The 20,166-nt window shown below is 71.1% G+C and carries 14 protein-coding genes; 6 read left to right on the top strand and 8 right to left on the bottom strand.

Annotated features, from left to right (window positions below; translation table 11 throughout):
* Positions 1 to 24 precede the first annotated feature (24 nt).
* Positions 25 to 1,242, bottom strand: a complete 1,218-nt coding sequence (locus ACIQHQ_RS31200; RefSeq protein ID WP_402618244.1) for a DUF6745 domain-containing protein — start codon at positions 1,240 to 1,242, stop codon at positions 25 to 27.
* 82 nt (positions 1,243 to 1,324) lie between these two features.
* Positions 1,325 to 1,651, bottom strand: a complete 327-nt coding sequence (locus tag ACIQHQ_RS31195; protein WP_402618241.1) for a hypothetical protein — start codon at positions 1,649 to 1,651, stop codon at positions 1,325 to 1,327.
* Positions 1,652 to 1,828: 177 nt separating this feature from the next.
* Between ACIQHQ_RS31195 and ACIQHQ_RS31190 the strand changes: the two genes are divergently transcribed.
* The 5 genes from ACIQHQ_RS31190 (at position 1,829) to ACIQHQ_RS31170 (ending at position 7,284) form a co-directional block, all read left to right on the top strand.
* Positions 1,829 to 2,788 carry an STM4015 family protein gene (locus tag ACIQHQ_RS31190; RefSeq protein WP_402618238.1) on the top strand — a complete coding sequence of 320 codons (960 nt, stop codon included), beginning with the start codon at positions 1,829 to 1,831 and terminating at the stop codon, positions 2,786 to 2,788.
* Positions 2,785 to 3,918 (top strand): STM4014 family protein, encoded by a 1,134-nt coding sequence (locus ACIQHQ_RS31185; RefSeq protein ID WP_402618235.1) that lies wholly within the window; start codon positions 2,785 to 2,787, stop codon positions 3,916 to 3,918. The genes ACIQHQ_RS31190 and ACIQHQ_RS31185 overlap by 4 nt, the downstream gene beginning before the upstream one ends.
* A gap of 133 nt (positions 3,919 to 4,051) precedes the next feature.
* A complete protein-coding gene (locus ACIQHQ_RS31180) occupies positions 4,052 to 4,912 on the top strand; it encodes an STM4013/SEN3800 family hydrolase (RefSeq protein ID WP_402618232.1) in 861 nt (286 codons plus the stop codon).
* Positions 4,909 to 6,336: an STM4012 family radical SAM protein gene (locus ACIQHQ_RS31175; RefSeq protein WP_402618230.1), complete on the top strand. Its 1,428-nt coding sequence runs from the start codon at positions 4,909 to 4,911 to the stop codon at positions 6,334 to 6,336. Before ACIQHQ_RS31180 ends, ACIQHQ_RS31175 begins: the two co-directional genes overlap by 4 nt.
* A gap of 9 nt (positions 6,337 to 6,345) precedes the next feature.
* Positions 6,346 to 7,284, top strand: a complete 939-nt coding sequence (locus ACIQHQ_RS31170) for an STM4011 family radical SAM protein (RefSeq protein ID WP_402618227.1) — start codon at positions 6,346 to 6,348, stop codon at positions 7,282 to 7,284.
* A gap of 805 nt (positions 7,285 to 8,089) precedes the next feature.
* On the opposite strand, the gene ACIQHQ_RS31165 is transcribed toward ACIQHQ_RS31170, so the two are convergent.
* The gene (locus ACIQHQ_RS31165; protein WP_402618224.1) at positions 8,090 to 8,785 is read right to left on the bottom strand and encodes a family 16 glycosylhydrolase; all 696 of its coding nucleotides are present in this window, start codon (positions 8,783 to 8,785) and stop codon (positions 8,090 to 8,092) included.
* Between the two features lie 939 nt (positions 8,786 to 9,724).
* Between ACIQHQ_RS31165 and ACIQHQ_RS31160 the strand changes: the two genes are divergently transcribed.
* The gene (locus tag ACIQHQ_RS31160; protein ID WP_402618221.1) at positions 9,725 to 11,896 is read left to right on the top strand and encodes a hypothetical protein; all 2,172 of its coding nucleotides are present in this window, start codon (positions 9,725 to 9,727) and stop codon (positions 11,894 to 11,896) included.
* 603 nt (positions 11,897 to 12,499) lie between these two features.
* Here the strand turns inward: ACIQHQ_RS31160 and ACIQHQ_RS31155 are convergent.
* Genes ACIQHQ_RS31155 through ACIQHQ_RS31135 form a run of 5 tightly spaced genes read right to left on the bottom strand, consistent with a single transcriptional unit; the run spans position 12,500 to position 20,166 of the window.
* Complete coding sequence (locus ACIQHQ_RS31155) at positions 12,500 to 13,774, bottom strand: MFS transporter (protein WP_402618218.1); 1,275 nt, start codon at positions 13,772 to 13,774, stop codon at positions 12,500 to 12,502.
* Positions 13,775 to 13,820: 46 nt separating this feature from the next.
* Positions 13,821 to 14,927: a Zn-dependent alcohol dehydrogenase gene (locus tag ACIQHQ_RS31150; RefSeq protein WP_402618216.1), complete on the bottom strand. Its 1,107-nt coding sequence runs from the start codon at positions 14,925 to 14,927 to the stop codon at positions 13,821 to 13,823.
* On the bottom strand, positions 14,924 to 18,145 hold the full coding sequence (locus ACIQHQ_RS31145) for an amino acid adenylation domain-containing protein (protein ID WP_402618213.1): 3,222 nt from the start codon (positions 18,143 to 18,145) through the stop codon (positions 14,924 to 14,926). Before ACIQHQ_RS31145 ends, ACIQHQ_RS31150 begins: the two co-directional genes overlap by 4 nt.
* Before the next feature lie 25 nt (positions 18,146 to 18,170).
* The gene (locus tag ACIQHQ_RS31140) at positions 18,171 to 19,145 is read right to left on the bottom strand and encodes an alpha-ketoacid dehydrogenase subunit beta (RefSeq protein ID WP_402618210.1); all 975 of its coding nucleotides are present in this window, start codon (positions 19,143 to 19,145) and stop codon (positions 18,171 to 18,173) included.
* Between the two features lie 4 nt (positions 19,146 to 19,149).
* Positions 19,150 to 20,166, bottom strand: coding sequence for a thiamine pyrophosphate-dependent dehydrogenase E1 component subunit alpha (locus ACIQHQ_RS31135; protein ID WP_402618208.1), 1,017 nt, complete (start codon positions 20,164 to 20,166; stop codon positions 19,150 to 19,152).

Below are 20,166 nucleotides of genomic sequence, written 5' to 3'. Positions count from 1 at the left end.
AACGAGCGCGTCGGCCGACTGTGGTCAGGTCTCGCGCACCGGCGCGTACACGTCCGCGTCGAGCCCGAACGTCCAAGCGACGCCCTGCCGGGCCGTGCGGGTCGAGGGCGGGACACGCAGCCAGTAGGTGCGCCGGGTGCCGTCCGGTTCCGGCGTGCTGTTCAGGACCTCCACCATCACCACGGGCTCGTCGCCGTTCAGGTCGATCCGCCACAGCGTGCCCGTCTCGTCCGAGTGCAGAGGACGCGCGCCGGAGTCCGCCAGGTAGCGCTCGTAGCCGTAGTACTCCAGCATCACCCGGCGCAACTCGGCGTTCTCCTCGGCCCGGATGCGGTCCGGTGTCAGCGTGGACAGCTCGGCGAGGAAGGCGGCGGGGACCGGCATGCCGCGCCAGGCGTGCAGAGCGAACCCGTCACGGTAGGCGAGGGCGGGGCCGTCCCCGCGGTCGAGGCGGCCCGCCTCGTCGCGGTGCAGGGCGACAGGGCGTTCGCAGACGACCGCGACTGAGGCGAACGGCCACCACCAGCCCGCGCTGCGGCACACCGCGCCCAGGCCGTCCAACGGCGCACGGTCGGTGGGGAAGGCGGCGAGCCATGGAGCGTCGTGTTGACCCAGCACCGCGTCCAGCAGAAGCAGACGGATCGCGGTCTCCTGAGCGCGGTCGGCGGCGCTTCCCCGACCCGTGGAGCGGGACGCGCCTCCCGTGCCGGCCGCACCGCCCGATTCCGCAGCGATCCCCGCGCCCCCAGCGCCGCCCGCTTCGGCAGCGCCGCCCGCGCCCACCGTGTCACCCGAGTCGGCCGTGTCGCCGGCGCCGCACAGGTCGTTCAGCAGCCCTGTGCTGATCCGGTCGACCAGCGTCCGCGTGGACTCCCAGAGGCGGCCACCGGTCGCCCCCCAGTGCGCCGACCAACCAGCAGGGCCCAACTCCTCGTGCAGCCGGTCACGTTCGAGGGCCCACGGCTTCGTCCGGATCTCCTCACGTACGCTGGGACCCTTGTCCTCCAAGCCCAGCATCAGCGTGACCGCGGCGCGCGGGGAGTCGGCCCACAGCACCCGCTCGGGCTCCGCCAGACCGGCCCGTCGGTAAGCGAGGCGTACACCTGCCTCGGCGGCCGCGCGCTCGGCCGGAGCCGTCGCCGTGGCACACGCGCGCCAGAACTCGACCTCCCCGGAAGCAAGGGCCCTTGCGGGGAAACCCTCCGGCCCCTCCACCTCGTCCAGCCCACCCGAAACGGTCATCCGACCCTCCGTCGCCATGGATGGGGAACCCATCGACCCCATTGACTTCATTGACCGCGTAGAACCCATCGAGCCCGTCGCCTCAGTCCGCCACGATCCGCACGGACCCCGGCACGTACTCTCGCTGCCGAATCACCCGGTACCACCCTCGGGGAAGAGGGATCGCCGCGTGCTCCTCGTGCACCACGCGCCCGCCCTGGGGCAGATGCAGCAGCAGGGGACCGAACGGCCCCGGCTCCCGCACCAGTTCACCCGGCCCGACGACCGCGTGCGCATGGCCGGTGACCTCGCCCAGCGCCAGCACCAGCCGGCTCCGCGCGTCGCGCGGCTCACGGGGCGAGGCGGCGACATGCGCCGGCACCGCCTCCTCGTCCAAAGGCACGATCAGCACGTCTCCCTGCCGGTACACGGCAGCCCTCCCTCCCACCGGCGCCCACGCACCGGCCTCATGACGCAGACCGTAGAGGCAGCCACTGACAACGGGGCGAACGCGGGCCCCGTCACGGGCACTGTCAGTGCCGGTTGGTAGAACTGCGGTCACGACGGAACACCCCGTCCTCTTCACACTCTTCACAGGAGCAGCCGCATGACCATCGGTGCCCACCTCGACGCGTTCCACCGGCTGCCCGCCCACACCTTCCCCGGCCCCGACGAGCGGACGGACGACCTGCCCGCGGCGGACTCCGTGGCCTGGCGCGTCACCAGCGACGTCTACGACGCCGATGAGGCCTGGACGAAGGCCTTCGCCCGGTTCCGCGCCACCGTCGACACCACGCGCGTGCGCGCGCTGATAGTCGGCGCCTGGCAGGAGGCGTACGACACCGACCCGTCCGACGTCATCGAGGCGCTGGTGGCCGCCCGGGACGGCTTCCCCGCGCTACGGGCGCTGTTCCTGGGCGACATGGTGATGGAGGAGTGCGAGATCTCCTGGATCAACCAGACCGACGTCACACCGCTTCTCAGCGCCTTCCCCGACCTGGAGGAGTTCGGCGTCCGCGGCGGCTCCGGGCTGCGTTTCCCCGCCCTGCGCCACTCCGGCCTGCGCAAGCTGACCATGGAGTCCGGCGGGCTGCCGGCCGAGGTCGTCCGCGGTGTCGCCCACAGCGACCTGCCCGCCCTGGAGGTACTCGACCTGTGGCTGGGCACGCCCGACTACGGCGGCGACAGCGAGGCCGCCGACCTGGAGCCCATCCTGTCCGGCGCCCGGCTGCCGCGCCTGCGCCACCTGGCCCTGCGCAACAGCGAGATGCAGGACGCCGTCGCCGCCGCGATCGCCGCCGCCCCCGTGGTCGCCCGCCTGGAGGTGCTGGACCTGTCCATGGGAGTCCTGACCGACGACGGCGCCGCCGCCCTCCTCGCCGGACAGCCGCTCACCCACCTCAAGGAACTCGACCTGCACCACCACTACATCGGCGAACCCCTCATCGAGCGCCTGCGGCGGACGCTCGAACCCGCCGGCGTGGCCGTGGACCTGGACCGCGACGACGCCGACGAGGACCAGGACGGTGACGGCACGGTGTGGCGGTACGTCGCCGTGGGCGAATGAGCGCCACGGGCGTGCGATCCGGCCCTGCCCACGGCCGCCGCTTCGCGGTCGTGGGCAATCCGGAGAACCGCCGGGTCACCCTCTTCGCCGAGGCGGTGCGCGCGGCCGGACTGCCGGCCCCGCGTGTCGTCCCCTGGCCGGACGTACTGCGCGCGGGCGGAGCCGAGTTCGACGCGGAGGAGATCGTCCGTATCGACTCCCCGGGCGAGAACACCGACGTCGACCGGCTGCTGCGCGGCGTCGAGGATCCCACCCGGGTGGAGGGCTCGGCCCGCTGGTACGCCGGGTTCACCGCCGCGCTGCGCTCCCTGCGCGGTGGCATACGGCTCGACGATCCCGACGACCTGGCCGTGCTCTTCGACAAACGGCGCTGCCACGCCGTCCTCGACGCGGCGGGCGTGCCGGTCCCCGCCTCGCCCACGTCGGGGCCGGGAGCAGCGCCGGTCCGCGGCTGGGACGACGTACGGACGCTGATGCGGGAGCACCGGATGGCCCGGTTGTTCGTCAAGCCCGCGCACGGCTCGTCCGCGTCGGGCGTGCTGGCCGTGGAGTCGGCCGCGTCCGGGCGCGTCCGGGCCACCACCTCGGTGGAACTCGCGGCGGACGGGAGACTCTTCAACTCGCTCAAGGTGCGCCGCTACGAGCGTGAGGGGGACGTCGCGGCCATCGTCGACGCGCTCGCTCCCGACGGCCTGCACCTGGAACGCTGGCTGCCGAAGGCCTCGCAGCAGGACCGGGCCGCGGACCTGAGAGTCGTCGTGGTGGCCGGTCGCGCCACCCACGCGGTGGTGCGCACCAGCCGTTGGCCCCTGACCAACCTCCACCTCGGCGGCAGCCGGGGCGACCTCGACACGGCCCGGCAGGCCGTGGAGGCGGCAGGCGCCCGCTGGGCCGACCTGCTGGACGTGTGCGAGCGGGCCGCGGCCTGCTTCCCTCGCACCTTGTGCGTGGGCGTCGACCTGCTGCCGGCCGTCGGGTGGCGCAGAGCCGCCGTCGGCGAGGTCAACGCCTTCGGCGATCTGCTGCCCCGGCTCACCGGCCTGCCCGGCAGCGGAGCGGAAGGCCTCGACACGTACGCCACCCAGGTCGCGGCCGCCCTGCACGCGTACGGCGGCCGACCCGCCGAGTGACCACCGACGCCTCCCCCACAACGAGCACGACCGCACGACGAGCACGCCAACAGAACAGGATCAAGCGCCCATGCCCTCGCCCGCACCGACCCCTGTGCCGCTCCCGCCCACGCCGGCAGCGGGCGAGCCGGACATGAACGAGATCGTCGGCAGTCACGACCTGCTCCTCGTCACCCTCGACACCCTGCGCTACGACGTCGCCGCCGAACTCGCGGCCGCCGGACGCATACCCAACCTGACCCGCCACCTGCCCGGCGGCCGATGGGAGAAGCGGCACGCCCCGGGCAGTTTCACCTACGCCTCGCACCAGGCGATCTTCGCGGGCTTTCTGCCCACCCCGGCCGCACCCGGACCGCACCCGAGGCTGTTCGCGGCGAGCTTCGCGGGCAGCGAGACCACCGCCTCGAAGACCTTCGTCTACGACACCCCCGACCTCGTCTCCGGGCTGGCGAAGGTGGGCTACCACACCGTCTGCGTCGGAGGGGTGGGCTTCTTCAACAAGCAGGGCCCGCTCGGCTCGGTCCTCCCGGGCCTCTTCGAGGAGTCGCACTGGGAGCCTGAGTTCGGCGTCACCTCACCCGCGTCCTTCGAGAACCAGGTGGCCCGCGCGGAACGCGTGATCAGCGAACTTCCCGCCGAGCGGCGGCTGTTCCTGTTCGTCAACGTATCCGCCCTTCACCAGCCGAACTGGTTCCACCGGCCCGGAGCGACACGGGAGGACGGCGACACCCGCGAGACGCACGCTGCCGCGCTGGAGTACGTCGACCGGCACATCGGGCGGCTGTTCGCCGCCGCGAGCAGCCGGCGCCGCTGCTTCGCGATCGTCTGCTCCGACCACGGAACCGCCTACGGCGACGGCGGCTACACGGGCCACCGTCTCGGTCACGACTGCGTCTGGACCGTGCCGTACGGCCACTTCTTCCTCGAACCCGCACCTTCCACGACCACACCCGCGACGCGCCCCGACGCCCGCCCGACCGAGGCCGCCCGATGACCGCTACCGCATCTCCGAAGACCGCAACCCAAACCCCGGCCACCCTCACCACGTCTCCGACGGCCGCACCCCAAACCCCAAAGACCCCCGCCGCACCGGCCACCCCCGCCGGCGGCCCCTACCAGAGCTACGTCTACGCCTACCCCCACAAGACGGCCTACCGCCCCCTCCCCCACCGTCCCGCGCTCGCCTCTCTGTGGGCCGCCGAGCCCAAGGACGCCCTCTCCCTCTACCTGCACATCCCCTTCTGCGAGGTCCGCTGCGGCTTCTGCAACCTCTTCACCCGCATCGGTGCCCCGGACGGCCTGACCGGCGCCTACCTGGACGCCCTGGAACGCCAGGCGGACGCCGTACGTGAGGCGCTCGGAGACGGCGAGAAGGTCCGCTTCGCCACCGCGGCCTTCGGCGGCGGCACCCCCACCTTCCTCACCGCCGCCGAGCTGGAGCGCCTCTGCGACATCGCCGAGCACCGCATGGGAGCCGACCTGCGCGCCGTCCCCCTGTCGGTCGAGGCCTCGCCCGCCACCGCCACCGCCGACCGGCTGGCGGTTCTGGCCGCCCGGGGCGCCACCCGCCTCAGCCTGGGCGTGCAGAGCTTCGTCGACTCCGAGGCCCGCGCCGCCGTACGCCCGCAGCGCCGCGCCGCTGTGGAGTCCGCGCTCGGACGCGTCCGCGACGCCCGCATCCCGGTGCTCAACATCGACCTGATCTACGGCATCGACGGCCAGACGGAGGACACCTGGCGCCGATCCCTGGACGCGGCCCTGGCCTGGCGGCCCGAGGAGCTGTACCTCTACCCCCTGTACGTGCGCCCCCTCACCGGCCTCGATCGCCGCGGGGGCGGCCCCGACCCCGCGTGGGACGAGCAGCGGCTCCGGTTGTACCGCGCCGGCCGAGACCACCTTCTCGCGCACGGCTACACCCAGCAGTCCATGCGCATGTTCCGCCGTGCCGACACCCCGCCGCAGGGGGCCGACGACTACGCCTGCCAGACGGACGGCATGATCGGCCTCGGCTGCGGCGCCCGCTCGTACACCGCCGACCTGCACTACTCCTTCGACTACGCCGTGGGCATGCAGGAGATCCGCGCGATCATCGACGACTACGTCCATGCCACCGACTTCTCCCACGCCGAGGTCGGCTACGCCATGGACGCCCGCGAGGCGCGCCGCCGTCATCTGCTGCAGTCGCTCCTCCAGGCCGAGGGACTGCGTCTCGACGACTACCGGGCCCGCTTCGGCGCCACCCCCGCCGACGACTTCGGCCCCGAACTGGCCGCATTCGCCGAACTCGGCTGGCTGGCCGACGGCGGCTCCGAGACCCTCCGGCTCAGCCCGGAAGGCCTCGCCCACTCCGACGCGATCGGCCCCGCCCTGTTCTCCCCCGCCGTGCGCGCCGCGATGGCCGCCTACGAGAGGAAGTGACCGGCCCTCATGGACCTCACCCTCCTCTACCGTGGCCCGCTCGCCTCCTGCGACTACGACTGTCCCTACTGCCCGTTCGCCAAGCGCCGCGACACCGGCGCCCAGCTGCGGGCCGATCGCGCCGCGCTGGAACGCTTCGCCGCCTGGGCCGCGGACCGGACCGAGGACCGTCTGTCCCTGCTGTTCACCCCCTGGGGCGAGGGCCTGGTGCGCTCCTGGTACCGGCGCGCCCTCGCGGACCTGTCTCGTCTGCCGCACATCCGGCGGGTGGCGATCCAGACCAACCTGAGCTGCCGCACCGACTGGCTCGCCGAGGCCGATCCCGGCACCATCGCCCTGTGGTGCACCTACCACCCGGGCCAGACCCCCTACGACCGGTTCCTGACGAAGTGCGGCGGCCTGGCCGCGCGCGGGATCCGGTTCAGCGTCGGCGTCGTCGGACTGCCCGAGCACCTCGAGGCGGCCCGTCGGCTGCGCGCGGACCTGCCGGAGCACGTCTACCTGTGGGTCAACGCCGCCGAAGGCCACTCCTACACGGACGCCGAAGCCGACCTGTGGACGGCCCTGGACCCGCTCTTCCCGTACAGCCGTCACCCGCACACCAGCGCCGGTCTGCCGTGCCGCACCGGCGACTCCGTGATCTCGGTCGACGGCGACGGCACCGTCCGCCGCTGCCACTTCGTCCGCACCCCGCTGGGCAACCTCTACGACGGCTCGTACCGCGCCGCCCTGCGTCCGCGCGTCTGCCCGCTCGCTGCCTGCGACTGCCACATCGGGTATGTCCACCTGCAGACGCTGCCGCTGTACGACGTCTTCGCCGGCGGGGTGCTGGAACGCATCCCCGCTCAGGTCCCGGGTCCGCGTCCGGTGCCGACCGCGGCGCGTCGCCCGGCCGTCATCCCGGTGCCCGGTCCCACGCCGTCAGCGTGCCGGGGGACAGCCATGTGAAGGCGGGGCGGTCGAGGCAGCGCGCGGCCTCGACCGCGCCTGCGTGGTCCACCAGCCGTCGTCCACATTCCTCCGCGCGTCCGCCGAACGTCTCGGTCCGGAACCGGTACTCCACCGCAGCTGTCTCGGGCGCCGCCTGGGGCAAGTCGGTCCCCGACTGGGAAGTCGTTGAGGCGTTCGTCACGGGCTACGGCTACTCCGAGGGCGCCCGGCGAGCCGATCGTGAGCGGCTCCTGGCCGGTGTTTGACGACCGCATACCGAGGGAGCCCCCGCCCCGGTCCGTGACCAGCGTCCCGCACCCCACTGGTGCTCGACCGAGTGCCGCGCGATGGCGGGATCGAGCAGGGAACCGGCGGTCCCGGTTGTGCTCGTCGACGATGTGCCGGGCGCACCGGTCAGAGCATCCAGAACGACGTGACCCGAGCCGAAGGTGAGGTTCTCCGCAACGGCCTCCGCCCCAAGGGGGGAAAGGGGCACTGCGGCGCCGGCCAGGGCGGGGTGGGGGTGGTCTGGTCAGCGAGAAGGTGACGCTGGAGTTCGACGTCGCGGCGCTCCGGCAGTCCTGACGGGGCAACCGACCCCCGATCGCGATCCACCCACGGACATCCGGTGATGCCGGGAGATGCGTCGCGCCTCTGCCGAACGGCGTCGATGACACAGCCAGGGGCGGGCCGTCCCGCCAAGAGCCGGACGATCACTTGTGGGTGGAATGGGGTGACGTCGGACCTCACCAGAGGGAGGGTCATCACGGTGAGCGGCCACACCGCGCCACGGGTGGCCGCAGATCTGCCGGCCTGGACAGGGTCAGTGCGGGGTGGCGATGAAGACGGCGACGTAGTCGACGAGCATGGGGTAACCGGGGCGGGTCTGCGGTGTGGGAGTGGGGTGCCCGGCCAGAGCGTTGGGGAAGCCGCCGCCGATGGCGAGGTTCAGCAGGAGGAAGTGCCCCTGAGCAGTGGCTGCCTGCCAGGTCGCCGGGTCGATCTGTGTGGAGCTGACGGTGTGGTAGCGCCGCCCGTCCACGTACCAGTGCAACCGCTCGGTGGAGGTGCGGCGGTCCCACTCGAGGGTGTAGGTGTGGAAGACGCCGGTGCAGCGGGCCCCGGGACAGGTGGTGCTGGCGGCCAGGCCGGTGCTCTCATTGCACGGCCCTGCGGTGGGTGTGCCGCAGTGCATCACGCCCCAGGTGCGGTTCAGGCCGTTGACGTTCTCCATGATGTCGAACTCGCCGGACGTCGGGGAGGGCACTCCCGCCCGGTACGAGGCGCCCAGAGTCCAGAAGGCCGGCCAGTACCCTTCGGCTGCCGCGCCGGTGGCGGCGGGCAGTCGGATGCGGGCCTGGATGCGCATGCGCCCGCCGGCCGGAGGCCTGAAGTCGCTGCGGCGTGTCTCGATACGCCCGGAAGTCCACCTTCCCGCCGAGTCCCGCAGCGGGGTGATCCGCAGGTTGCCCCGGCCGTCGTGGCTGATGTTGGCCGGGTCGGCGGTGTAGGTCTGCACCTCCCCGGTACCCCAGTTGGGCGGACCGCCGGGGTACCCGGTGCCGACATCGACCACCCATTTCCGACTGTCGGGCCGGCTCCCTGCCGGACCGTTGAAGCCGTCCGCCCAGGTAGTCCTCCACCCGTGTGTGGCCGACGCCGGGGTGCCGCCTGCCAGCGGGACCAGGCCCGCGCACAGGGCGGTCAACGACACCGCCAGTGTCAGCCGCGCACGGCGGCTACGCAAAAGCCTTCTCATCGGGGTGCACCTCGCTGGGCTGATGGTCAACGAACTCGGAGAACACGCAGTTTGTACCATATATCCGTGAATGCCCTTGATGCTCGGTGACAGTGTCTTCCCGTGAATCTCCGCCGACTTGAAGGGCTGGTGTGACCGGGTCTCGTGGTCCTCGCGCTGGTCGTCGGCGGCAGTCTGCGGAGGAGATCGTCCGACGGAGCCGGACGGTTCGCTGGTTCCTGCTCGTCGGGGGCGGGCGGCCATCTCCGACCAGGCGCATGGATCCGAACTGCTGGAACGGATCACCGCGCGGCGTGCGGAACTGGACGAGCTCGAAGAACAGCTGATCAAGCAGCTGGCGCAGGTGCGGCAGAGCGGGACGAACTCGCCGTCGCCGGACGGGTCCTTGAGCGGGTGAGCGAACAGCTCACTGACGAGCGTGCCTCGGCCGCGCCGGCGCCTGGTCACGCAGGCGGCCGGGCGGTGATGCTGATCCCGAACCGCGCAGGGGACGTGGAGGAGACCATGCTCCCGCCGGACTATCGGCGCATTCTCGCCGCTGTGCGACAGGCCGCCGGGCCGGTCATGGCCCGGCAGGTCGGCGCGATGCGGGAGCGAACCGGGCGGCACTCGGCGGTTCAAGACGAACAGTCCGGGGGAAGCCGGGTGCGACCAGGAAATCCCGTGCGTCGGTTCGCACAGATCTGCGATCATCCCCGAATGGCGCACGGTCTGGAATCACTGGTCATCCGGCACACCCACCGCATCCCCTCCCCCAAGGGCTCCGCCGGAGAAGGCGCCATCGCCGCGCGGCAGTTCGACGCGACGCTGGCCTCCGTCGGCTTCAAGCTCTCGGCGGAGGCGCTGGAACGGCTGTCCGGGCTGTCCGAGGCCGCCGTCGTCCACACCGCCGAGCGGACGCTGCGTACCGTGAGCGAGATGGTCGGCGATCACGTCCGGCACAACGCGTACTTCATCGACTTCCCGGCGAACGTGCCGGACACCGAAGAGTTCTGGATGCGCTGTGTGACCAAGGCGCTCGCCGACGACGCGTCGCGCGGGAACGTACTGACGCAGTTGGCGCACGGGGTACTGGACCTGCTCAGCCTGCCCACGTACGGCCGCTACCAGCACACCTACGAGGAGATGCTCGCGGCGCAGGACGAACTGATCGCCTCGGCGGGCGACCGGGTGACCGTCCTGCACCTCGGACGCGACCTGGACGACGAACTCACCGACCTGTACCTGGCCCTGGCGGGCAGCACGACGCCACTGGGCGATGACCACCTGGGCGATCTCAAGGTCCTGGCCGAGCGGTGCGCGCTCGGCCCCCAGCCGGAGTCGATCCCGGTCAGGGAGAACCGCGCGATCGTCAACGAGGCACGTCTCGCCGTCGGCGCGGACCTCATGCTCGACACCGTCGTCGATGTGCTGCGGCTGGCCTGCGCGCTTTCGGGCGGCGACGTGACGCTGCAGGAGCCGACCCGGTTCCGGGGCTTCCCTCGACCGGTGCGCCGGAAGCTGCTCGCGGGCCTGGACGCCGTGGTCTCGGCGAACCCCGCCAAGCTGGCCGACGTACACGCCTACCGTGAGCCGTTCAAGCGACTCGGAGAGCGTCTTCACCCGCACGAGTATCGGCAGTGGCCGCACGCGGCCGATGTTTTCGCCGTGGCTCGGGGTGAGAAGGAGGCGCGGTCCTTCGACAGCCGCCTCGAGAAGCTGCTCGACGCGTCCGACGTCCTCGGTGCTGTGCAGTTGCTGAAGTCCGCTCCCGGCAAGTTGTTCCGCGCCCTGGACCTTCTGCTGCGTATCGCCGCCGACCAGGCAGAGCGCGACGCGGTGGTGGCCGCCGCGGTGGAGACGGCTCCCGAGGTCTCCGGCCGGGTCCTGCTGTCCGTCCGCGAGCACTTCCAGAACCGGGAGCGGGCGAGCGACCAGCCGCGGATCTTCGTCAACCGCCGAGGCCGCGGCTGGGTCGCTCCCGACGCCCGGCCGCCGGTACCCGCCGCCGACCGCGACCGCCTGATCACCGCCCTCGACGCCGAGCTGCGCCGCAGGCTCCCGGCACCGGGCCGGCTGCTGGTCGACCCCGATGTCCTCGACGTGGCGCTCCCGCTCAGCGGCAGGGCGACCGCGGCCGGGCTCGGCGTACTGCCGCGCGGTTCGATCTCGGCGGTCGACGGCGAGCATCTGCGCTTCTTCGTGTACTGGAAGCAGGCCGAGAAGCGGACCGACTACGATCTCTCGGCCCTGCTTCTCCACACCGACTACAGCACCGATTCCTGGCTCTCCTACACCTCCCTCAAGGCTGTCGGGGGCAAGCACTCGGGCGATGTCACCGAGGCGCCCGACGGGGCCTCGGAGTTCATCAACCTCTCCCTCGCCCGGGTGCGCAGCACCTTCATCGTTCCGCAGGTGAACATCTATGCCGGCGAGGGCTTCGAGGAAGCCGAGGAGTCGTTCTTCGGTTTCATGGTGCGCGACGGCGAGCAGAAGGGCCGGCCGTTCGAGCCTCGCACGGTGCGGATGAAATCGGAACTGCGCGGGGTGGGCCGAGTGGCGCTGCCGCTGGTGTTCCGGCGCGAGGACGACGGCCGGTGGCGCGCGAAGTGGCTGCACCTGTACCTGAGAGGCATCTCGTCGGCCAACCGGGTGGAGGAGAACCAGATGTCGGTGTCCAAGGTGGTGCGTGCCCTCGTGGAACGCGAGTACCTGACGGTGCGCCATCTGGTCGGTCTGATGTCCGACGGCGCCACGGCCGTGAAGCTGTGGGACGACGAGACTGTCCTGGACGAGCCGGTCACGTACATCGGGCTCGAACGCCCCGAGGGGCTCCCCGCAGGCTCTCGAGTCGTCACCCTCGAAAATCTGCGCGACCTGATCCCGGGCTGAGTGCTAGCGTTGCCGTCGGCGAGGCCATGAAGGGACTTCCTTCTCACTCCTTTCCTGAACCGAGTTCCTTCGCTTTCCTCGCCCTCTGCATCGCTCCGGCGGCGCCCGCGCTCACCACGCGGGCGCCGCCGAGCCGTTTTCGGGCCTCTTCTGCGCGAGAGGCACAGGCCAGGCTCGGCGCACGGGGCGCGGGCGCGAGGCACCAAGCCGCTGTGCTCGGACCCTGCGCGCTTTGCGCGGTGCTTGATGTACCCGGGGCTCGGATTCTCCATCCCGATCCGGGTGGCGGCGGCCTGCTTGCGCCGCGGGTAGTCGTTTGAAGCGGTGTGGACGATCATCGATCCCGCACGGGCCATGGGCCGCGAGGGCCGCCGCGCCGGCGGTGCTGCTCGCCTGGGGCCGGTACGGTACGGCCGCGACCGGCAGTGCCTGCCTCGGATCAGGGCCACAGTGACCTGATCAACGTCGCTCCGCCGTAGCCGTGCATGCGCGCCCGGCTGACACCGTCCAGGATGTAGCCGTCCCGGTCACCGCAGAGCGAATACCGATGACCGCCCAAACGCCTGAACGCCCGCCTGTTGGGCTCCCCTGGCCCGCGTACGGTCACTCGACGGCACCGTCCATGACATCCGCCAGCTTGCGCACGGGTGAGAACCACACGATGGGCAGCCCGAGGAAGAGGGTGACGGCGGCCACCAGCAGTCCTTCACGGTTGCCCAGCGTCTCGCCGAGCAGGCCGGCCAGCAGCGCGCCCAGCGGAATGGAGCCGTACAGCATGAGCCGCATACCGGCGTTCATCCGGCCCAACAGGCGACGCGGAGTACGTATCTGACGGAGCGTCGTTCCAAGCGCGTTGGTCAGGCCGATACCGAACCCCATCACCGCGAGGCCGACGGCGATGAGGATGACGGTCGGCAGCCGGCCTCCCGCAGCGGTCGCGAGGATCAGCGGGCCCGAGCTGTGCAGGACGACCCCGGCCATCACCATCCGGCCGTAACCGAATCGGGAGACCAACCACTGGGCGCCCAGGGCGCCCGGGATGCTGCCCGCCGCCATCGCGGTGAGTACCACGCCGAGGAGACCGGGGCTGTAGTGCAGATCCCGGATGGCGTAGGGAATGATCAGAATTTCGATCACCTGCACGAGGACGTTGAACAGCATCCCATCGGCCGCGACGACTCGCAGGTACGGATCCGCGAAGATGAGCCTTACTCCGGCGAACAGCTCCCGCCGCAGGCTTTTCCCCTCGGCTGGTTCGCGCTGCGGTGGCGGTTCCGGCTTCCGGATCCTCATGAGACTGACTGCCGAGATGACGTAGCTGATCGCGTCGAACAGCAGAACGACCGGGGCGGTCAGTACCTGTACGAGCATGCCGCCCAGGGCCGGGCCGCCGACATCGGCGACGCTGGTGCTGGCCGTGAGTTTGCTGTTGCCGTCCAGCAGTTGCGACGGCGGCACGATCGTCGGCAACTGGGAGAGATAGCAGATGTCGAAGAAGACCGCGCCGGCTCCGAGAACCAGAGCCAGCGCGTACAAGTGCCCCATCTGCAGATGACCGAGCCAGGCGACGAGGGGGACGACGGCCAGCACAGCGGCTCGGACGAAGTTCGTGATGATCATCACGCGGCGCTGGCGCACCCGGTCCACCCAGAGGCCGACCGGCAGCGCCAGCACGGCGAACGGCAGATACTCCAGGGCACGCAGCACCCCCAGTTGTGTCGCGCTCGCGTCCAGCATCAGCACGCCCATCAACGGCAGGACGAACGCCGTGACATACGTGCCGAGCAGCGAGACGCTCTGCCCTCCCCAGAGCTTGAGGAAGTCTCCGTGCCGCCAGAGCGAGGAGGGCTGCGCCGACACCGGGTTCTCCGTCTTCAACGTCTCCCACTCCCCTGGGGTCGCCAGCGTGCCCGCCCCGCGTCCGTCACGGGCGCAGGATGGTGCGCACCTGTTCTCCTGCCCGCAGTTCGGCCAGGGCATCATTGACTTCGCTCAGCGGTCGCTCGTTGCTCATCAATGGACGCAGGTCCAGTTCGCCGGAGCGCCAGTACTGGATGAGCCGGGGCAGATCCCGGTCGATGTTCGCGGAGCCGTAGCAACAGCCCAGGAGGTTACGGCCGGTCAGCGTCAGGATTCCGGGCACGATCGACATCTTCTCGTAGCGGGGTGAACTGCCGACCAGGACGACGCTGCCACCCCGGCGGATCAAGGTGAGCGCCTGCTCCATCGTCTCCGGGACACCCACCACCTCGAAGGCGAAGTCGACTCCGATCCCGCCGGTCAGCTCGGCGACCGCGCCGCTCACCTCCGTCTGGGAGGCGTCGACCAGGTCGGTCGCGCCCACCTTCGCCGCCGTGGCGAGACGGTCGTCGGATACGTCGACAGCGATGATCTGCTCGGCGCCGGCTATCCGGGCACCCTGCACGGCACACAGCCCGACTGCGCCCGCACCGATGACCGCTACCCGGTCGCCGCGGCGCACCCGTGCGGTGTTGAGCGCCGCTCCGGTTCCGGTGACGACGGTGCAGCCGAGCATCGCGCCGATCTCGATCGGCACATCCTCGTCCAGGGGAACCAGGGCATTCTCGTGGAAGACGCCTCGCTCACAGAACGTGCCCGCGTCCATCCCCCGGTACACGGGAGCGCCGTCGGCGCCGGCGAGATGGGTGCGCACCGTGCCGTCGTGCAGTCGGCCGTACCGGCTGCGGATGCCCAGGCAGTGGATCCGCTCGCCGCGCGCGCAGTGCCAGCACTCGCCACAGCTGGAGTTCCAGGTGACGACGACGTGGTCACCCTCGCGCACCCGGGTGGTGCCCTGGGCGACGCCGGTGACGATGCCCGCGGCCTCGTGTCCCGGAATGAATGGGAGCGGGTAGACCGGAAATCCGCCCTCCCAGCAGTGCACGTCGGAGCGGCAGACCGCCGATGCGACGATCTGCACCTCCACTTCACCCGGGCGGCTCGGTCCGTCGAGCCGGATGTCCTCCATGACGAGGTCCTGACCCGGCTCGTGGAGCACGGCCGCCTTCATCGGTCCGCCTCCAGCTGGGCGAGGGCTTCTTCCAGGCTGTCACCGCTGGTGGCCGGGGCGGCGGTGCGCAGACCGTCCACTACTGCTGCCAGGCTGCGTACGGTGGGTTCCCGGAAGAACTCACCCACCGAGACCTCCACGTCGAAGATGCGTCGGATCCGGGAGAGCACCTGCGTGGCCTGCAGGCTGCTGCCGCCGAGTTGGAAGAAGTTCTGTTCGGCTCCCACGCGCTCCGTCGAGAGCAGCGGCGCGAAGATCTCCTCGGCGACGACCCGCTCGGTCTCGGTAGCGGGGGCGGACTCCTGCGCGGTGGCGCCGTCGTCCTGCTGCCAGGCATCGTCGCCCGCCGGCAGTGCGGCCAGGTCCACCTTGCCGCTGGCGGTCAGCGGGATCTCGGAGATCTCGGTGAACTCGTTCGGCACCATGTAGCTGGGCAGTTTCCCGGCGACGAACGCGCGCAGGGCGGCGATGCGAGGGCGCGCTCCCGGGCGGGGCACGAAGTAGGCGGCCAGCCGCGTCTCGCCGCCCGCGCCGATGACGGTCCTGACCAGCCCCTGGCGCACCTGGGGGTGTTCGAGCAGGACGCGTTCGATCTCGCCGAGCTCGATACGGATGCCGCGGATCTTCACCTGCCGGTCCGCCCGGCCCTCGTACACCAGCTCACCGTCCCAGGTCCAGCGGGCCAGGTCGCCGGTGCGGTACATTCGCCAGCCCGTTCCGAACGGGTCTTGGGAGAACACCTCTTCGGTGAGGTCGGGCCGGTTCAGGTAGCCGCGCGCCGCTCCGAGGCCGCTGACATACAGCTCGCCACGGACCCCGACCGGGAGCGGACGGAGTCGCTCGTCGAGTACGTAGGCATGGTGGTTGCCCATCGCCCGGCCGATCGGGGGCGACTTGGTCCACTCGCCGGTGCACTCCTTGGCGATGACGGTCACGGTGGTCTCGGTCGGGCCGTATCCGTTGAAGAACCGCCGGCCGTCGGCCGCCCAACGGGTGGTCAGCTCGCCCGAGAAGGCCTCGCCACCGACGAACACGATGCGCAGGTCCGGGAAGTCACCGGGGTCCAGCAGTTCGAGCACGGCCGGGGGCAGGTCCACCACGCTGATGTGCCGACGTCGCATCAGCCGGGTGAGGTTGTCCGTGGAGTAGCGCTCCTCCTTGCCGCACAGATGCAGCGCGGCGCCGCTGAGCAGCGCTCCGAAGATCTCGAACACCGAGACGTCGAAGGTCGGCGTGGCGAACTGCAGGACGTTGTCGTCCGGGGAGAGGCCGAACATCTCCTGTGTGTTGTGGATGAAGTTGGTGACGGCACGGTGCTCGACCAGCACCCCCTTCGGCTTGCCCGAACTGCCTGAGGTGTAGATGACGTACGCCAGGCTGTCCGGTCGCGGGCCGGTCCGAGGCGCCTCGGCGGGCGCTCGGTCGATGTCGGCCGCGTCGTCGTCCAGGAGGATTTCCAGCCAGGGACCGCGAGGCAGTTGGCGGGTCAGCTCATATGTGCTGATGACCGCGGTGGGCGCGGCGTCCTGCATGATCGTCTCCACCCGGCCGGCGGGGAAGTCCACGTCGACGGGCACGTACGCGCCGCCCGCCTTGAGCACCGCGAGGATCGCGACCACCGAGTCGACCGATCGGGGCAGGAAGACGGCCACCCGGTCCTCGGGGCGCAGCCGGGAGGTGAGCAGGTGCTGTGCCAGCCGGTTGGCGCGGTCCCGCAGCTCGCCGTAGGTGAGCTCGACGTCCTCGTAGGTCACCGCCACGGCGTCGGGATCCGCCGCGGCGCGATCGTCGAACAAGTCGGTGATGACGGCCGGGGGCTCCTCGCGGACGCTGTCGTTCCACTCTTCCAGAACCAGGGCCCGCTCTCGTGGCGGCAGCACCTCCAGGTCGGCCGCGAGCTCCTGGGGCCGGTCCGTCACGCAGCGGAGCACCCTCTCGTAGCGGGCGAGCAACGCCTCGGCGCTCGCCGCGTCGAAAAGGTCGGTGGCGTAGTCGAGCACCACTTCGGCGCCGTCGCCGTCGCGCAGCACGGTGAGGGACAGCTCGGCGGCGTACGGCCGGTCGACGAGCACCGTCCACTGTGCTGTCGCATCCTGCCCGAACGGCCGTGCCTTCTCGGCCTGTCGCACCTGGAAGGTCGTCTGGGTCAGAGGCCCGCGGTTGCGGTCGCGGTCCGGGTTCACCGCCTCGACGATCCGCGGGAACGGCACCCGGGCCAGGCCATGGGCCGAGCGCAGGGAGATGTCGACACCCCTGACGACGTCACCGACGGTCGCGTCGTGGGGGAGCACGGTGCGTACGGGCAGCAGATTGGTGGCGTTGCCGATCAGGTCCGTCCATGTCGCGTCACGGTCGGAGACCGGTACGCCGACGGTCACGTCACGCTGGCCGCCGTGGCGGGAGAGCAGCAACGCGTATCCGGCGAGCAGGATGCTCTCGGGCAGCGCACCGAGTCCCTCGGCGATCTCGTCGAGACGGGCGAGCAGTCCGGCCGGCAGGCGAAGACGGGCCTGGTCCGAAGCCACCGGCAGATGGGAGGGATAGGGCCGGTCGACCGGCAGTTCGGCCGGCTCGACGCCGGTCAGTTCCTTGGTCAGGGTGGCCAGCGCCTCCTGGCCTTCCGGGCCGGTCAGCCAGGTGCTGCGCTGGTGCGCGTACGCCGTGTAGTCGCCGGCACCCCGCAGCTCGGCGGTGCTCGGGTCCTGCGCCTGGTACAGGGCGGCCAGCTGATCGCTCAGCGGGCGCAGCGAGGCACGGTCGAGCACGAGCGCCGACGATACGACCGTGATGTGCTCGCCGGCAGGGTCACGCCACATCGAGAACCGCACCGGTGGCCCGTCCGCGGCTTCGGCGAGCCGCGGCCCCGCGCCGTCGGGTAGTTCGACGACCACGTCGCCCGGGTCACTCGACAGCTGCTGGCGTACGGCGTCGCCCTCCTCCACGAAGACGGTCCGGAGCAGCGGTACGGCGTTGACGAGGCGTTCGAGCGCGGCCCGCAGCCTGAGCCGGTCCACCGGACCGGCGAGCAGAAGGTCGGCGGCGAACCGTCCGGCCGACCGGTCCCGGGCGGCGCGGCTCAGCACCCAGGCGTGTTCCTGCTGGCCACTCAGCGGCTCACCGGCCGGTGCGACGGTAGGCTTCTCGGCCCGCAGACGCTCCAGGAACTGCCGACGGCGATCCACCTGGCTCTGTACGGACCGCTGACTGATCTCGGTCATGGAATGTCTCCTCCGTGTCGTCGGGTCAGCCGAGCAGGTCGACGGCGGCGGCCAGCACCGCGTCGGTGTCGGGCAGCGCGGCGCGTTCGAGTCCGGGGTTGAACGGCATGGGGACAGCCGCCGCGGTCACACGGGCGGCGGGGGCCCGCAGTCGTCCGAAGGTCTCCTGGTCGGCGCAGACCCGGGCGATGACCTCGGCCGCGGCGGCGGATCCGGCCGGACCCTCCTCGACCACCAGCAGCCGTCCGGTGCGGCGGACCGACTCGCGTACCGCGTCGGCGTCCAGGGGGACCAGGGAGCGCAGGTCGATCACCTCGGCGTCTATGCCCGCGGCAGTCAGCCCGTCGAGGGCACCGAGCGCCACGGTGACGCCCGCGCCGATGCCGACCACAGTGACCTGGGTTCCGGCGCGCAGTCGCCTGGCGGTGCCGATGACCGGGTTGTCACCGACCGGATCGGCGTCGGCGGGCCCGGCGGCGAGCTGCGGTGATTCGAAGAAGATCACGGGGTTGGGGTCGTCGAACGACGCGCGCAGCAGCGCACCGGAGTCGTCGGTGGTGCCGGGTACGACCACCTTGAGGCCCGGACTCTGCATGAACACACCGAACGGTGTCTGCTCGTGCTGTGCGGCGAGGCCGAGTTCCGTCCGGGTGGAGGCCCGCAGGGTGAGCTGCAGACGGTACTGGCCGCCGGAGATGTAGCGCAGCTTCGCCGCCTGGTTGATGATCTGATCGGCGGCGACGAAGGCGAACGAGGAGCGCACCAGGTCGACGATCGGGTGCCAGCCGCGAACGGCCGCGCCGACGGCCATGCCGACCATCGCCGGTTCGGAGATGGCGCAGGTGCGCACGCGGTGCGGTCCGAATTCGTCGACCCAGTCCTCCAGCGGGTGACAGCCCATCAGGATCGCCTTGGGGTCGCGCAGGAGCTGCTCGCGCACGACGACGTCGATGCTCGACTGCACCGACATCGGTACGGCGTAGGGGGCCTCGGCAGACATGGGTTCAGTCGACGTAGACATCGGTGGTCGCCTCCTGACGGTCGGGCTCGGGGGAACGGCGGGCGAACTCGACGGCCGCAGCCGTCTCCTGGACGGCCCGGTCCTCGACGCGGTCCAGTTCGGCGGCCGGCACACCGGCGGCGACGAGCTCGTGGCGGGCCAGCAGGATCGGGTCCCGGGCAGCCCAGTGGGCGACCTCGTCGGCCGGCCGGTACTCCAGCGGGGGTGTACCGAGTTGGCTGTGGTAATAGGTCAGGTAGGTCATGGCCTGGATGAAGACCGGGCCGGCGCCGGACCGGGCGTGATCCACGGCCTCGGCCGCGGCCCTGTGCACGGCCAGGACGTCATTGCCGTCGACGGTCTGTGACTCCATCAGGTGACCCAGGCCGAAGCGCTCGAAGTCGGTGGACGGGGCCACCTGGTCGGTGCGGGTGTGATCCTGGTACATGTTGTTCTCGCAGACGAAGACCACGGGCAGCGACTGGGCGCTGGCGATGTTCATCGTCTCGTGGAAGATTCCCGAGCCGGTGGCGCCCTCACCGAAGAACGACAGGACGACGCCGCGCCCCTCCATCTGGGCGGCCAGGGCCGCTCCGGCGGCGTGCGGAATGCCCGCCGCCACGATGGAGGTGCCGCCGAGGAACCGCCGGCCGAGGTCCATCAGATGCATGGAGCCGCCCTTGCCACGGCAGGAGCCGGTGTCCTTGCCGAACAGTTCGGCCATCATCACGTCCTGCGCGCAACCGTGTGCGAGGGCGTGACCGTGCGAGCGGTAGTAGCTGCCGACCCAGTCGTCCTCACCGAGCACGGAACACATTCCCGTGGCGATCGCCTCGTGTCCGATGTACGGATGGATGACGCCGGGGATCTCGCCCGAGGTGCGCAGAGCCAGGGCCTCCTCCTCGAAGGCGCGGATCCGGCACATGGTGGTGAAGAGCCGACGGAGCAGCTCGGGATCGCCGTGCGGCCCGCCGAGCACCTCGGCCGGACGCGTACGATCCTCTTGACCGACGGTAAACAT

The sequence above is a fragment of the Streptomyces sp. NPDC092370 genome (genome assembly GCF_044755265.1).
In the GTDB taxonomy this organism is placed as follows: domain Bacteria; phylum Actinomycetota; class Actinomycetes; order Streptomycetales; family Streptomycetaceae; genus Streptomyces.
Note: the sequence above shows the minus strand (reverse complement) of the source record. Positions and strands in the feature narration are given on the sequence as shown.

Coding starts and splice junctions, on each gene's coding strand:
- ACIQHQ_RS31200 (WP_402618244.1), bottom strand. CDS start 1,242: ATGACCGTTTCGGGTGGGCTGGACGAGGTGGAGGGGCCGGAGGGTTTC.
- ACIQHQ_RS31190 (WP_402618238.1), top strand. CDS start 1,829: ATGACCATCGGTGCCCACCTCGACGCGTTCCACCGGCTGCCCGCCCAC.
- ACIQHQ_RS31185 (WP_402618235.1), top strand. CDS start 2,785: ATGAGCGCCACGGGCGTGCGATCCGGCCCTGCCCACGGCCGCCGCTTC.
- ACIQHQ_RS31180 (WP_402618232.1), top strand. CDS start 4,052: ATGAACGAGATCGTCGGCAGTCACGACCTGCTCCTCGTCACCCTCGAC.
- ACIQHQ_RS31175 (WP_402618230.1), top strand. CDS start 4,909: ATGACCGCTACCGCATCTCCGAAGACCGCAACCCAAACCCCGGCCACC.
- ACIQHQ_RS31170 (WP_402618227.1), top strand. CDS start 6,346: ATGGACCTCACCCTCCTCTACCGTGGCCCGCTCGCCTCCTGCGACTAC.
- ACIQHQ_RS31160 (WP_402618221.1), top strand. CDS start 9,725: ATGGCGCACGGTCTGGAATCACTGGTCATCCGGCACACCCACCGCATC.
- ACIQHQ_RS31150 (WP_402618216.1), bottom strand. CDS start 14,927: ATGAAGGCGGCCGTGCTCCACGAGCCGGGTCAGGACCTCGTCATGGAG.
- ACIQHQ_RS31145 (WP_402618213.1), bottom strand. CDS start 18,145: ATGACCGAGATCAGTCAGCGGTCCGTACAGAGCCAGGTGGATCGCCGT.
- ACIQHQ_RS31140 (WP_402618210.1), bottom strand. CDS start 19,145: ATGTCTGCCGAGGCCCCCTACGCCGTACCGATGTCGGTGCAGTCGAGC.
- ACIQHQ_RS31135 (WP_402618208.1), bottom strand. CDS start 20,166: ATGTTTACCGTCGGTCAAGAGGATCGTACGCGTCCGGCCGAGGTGCTC.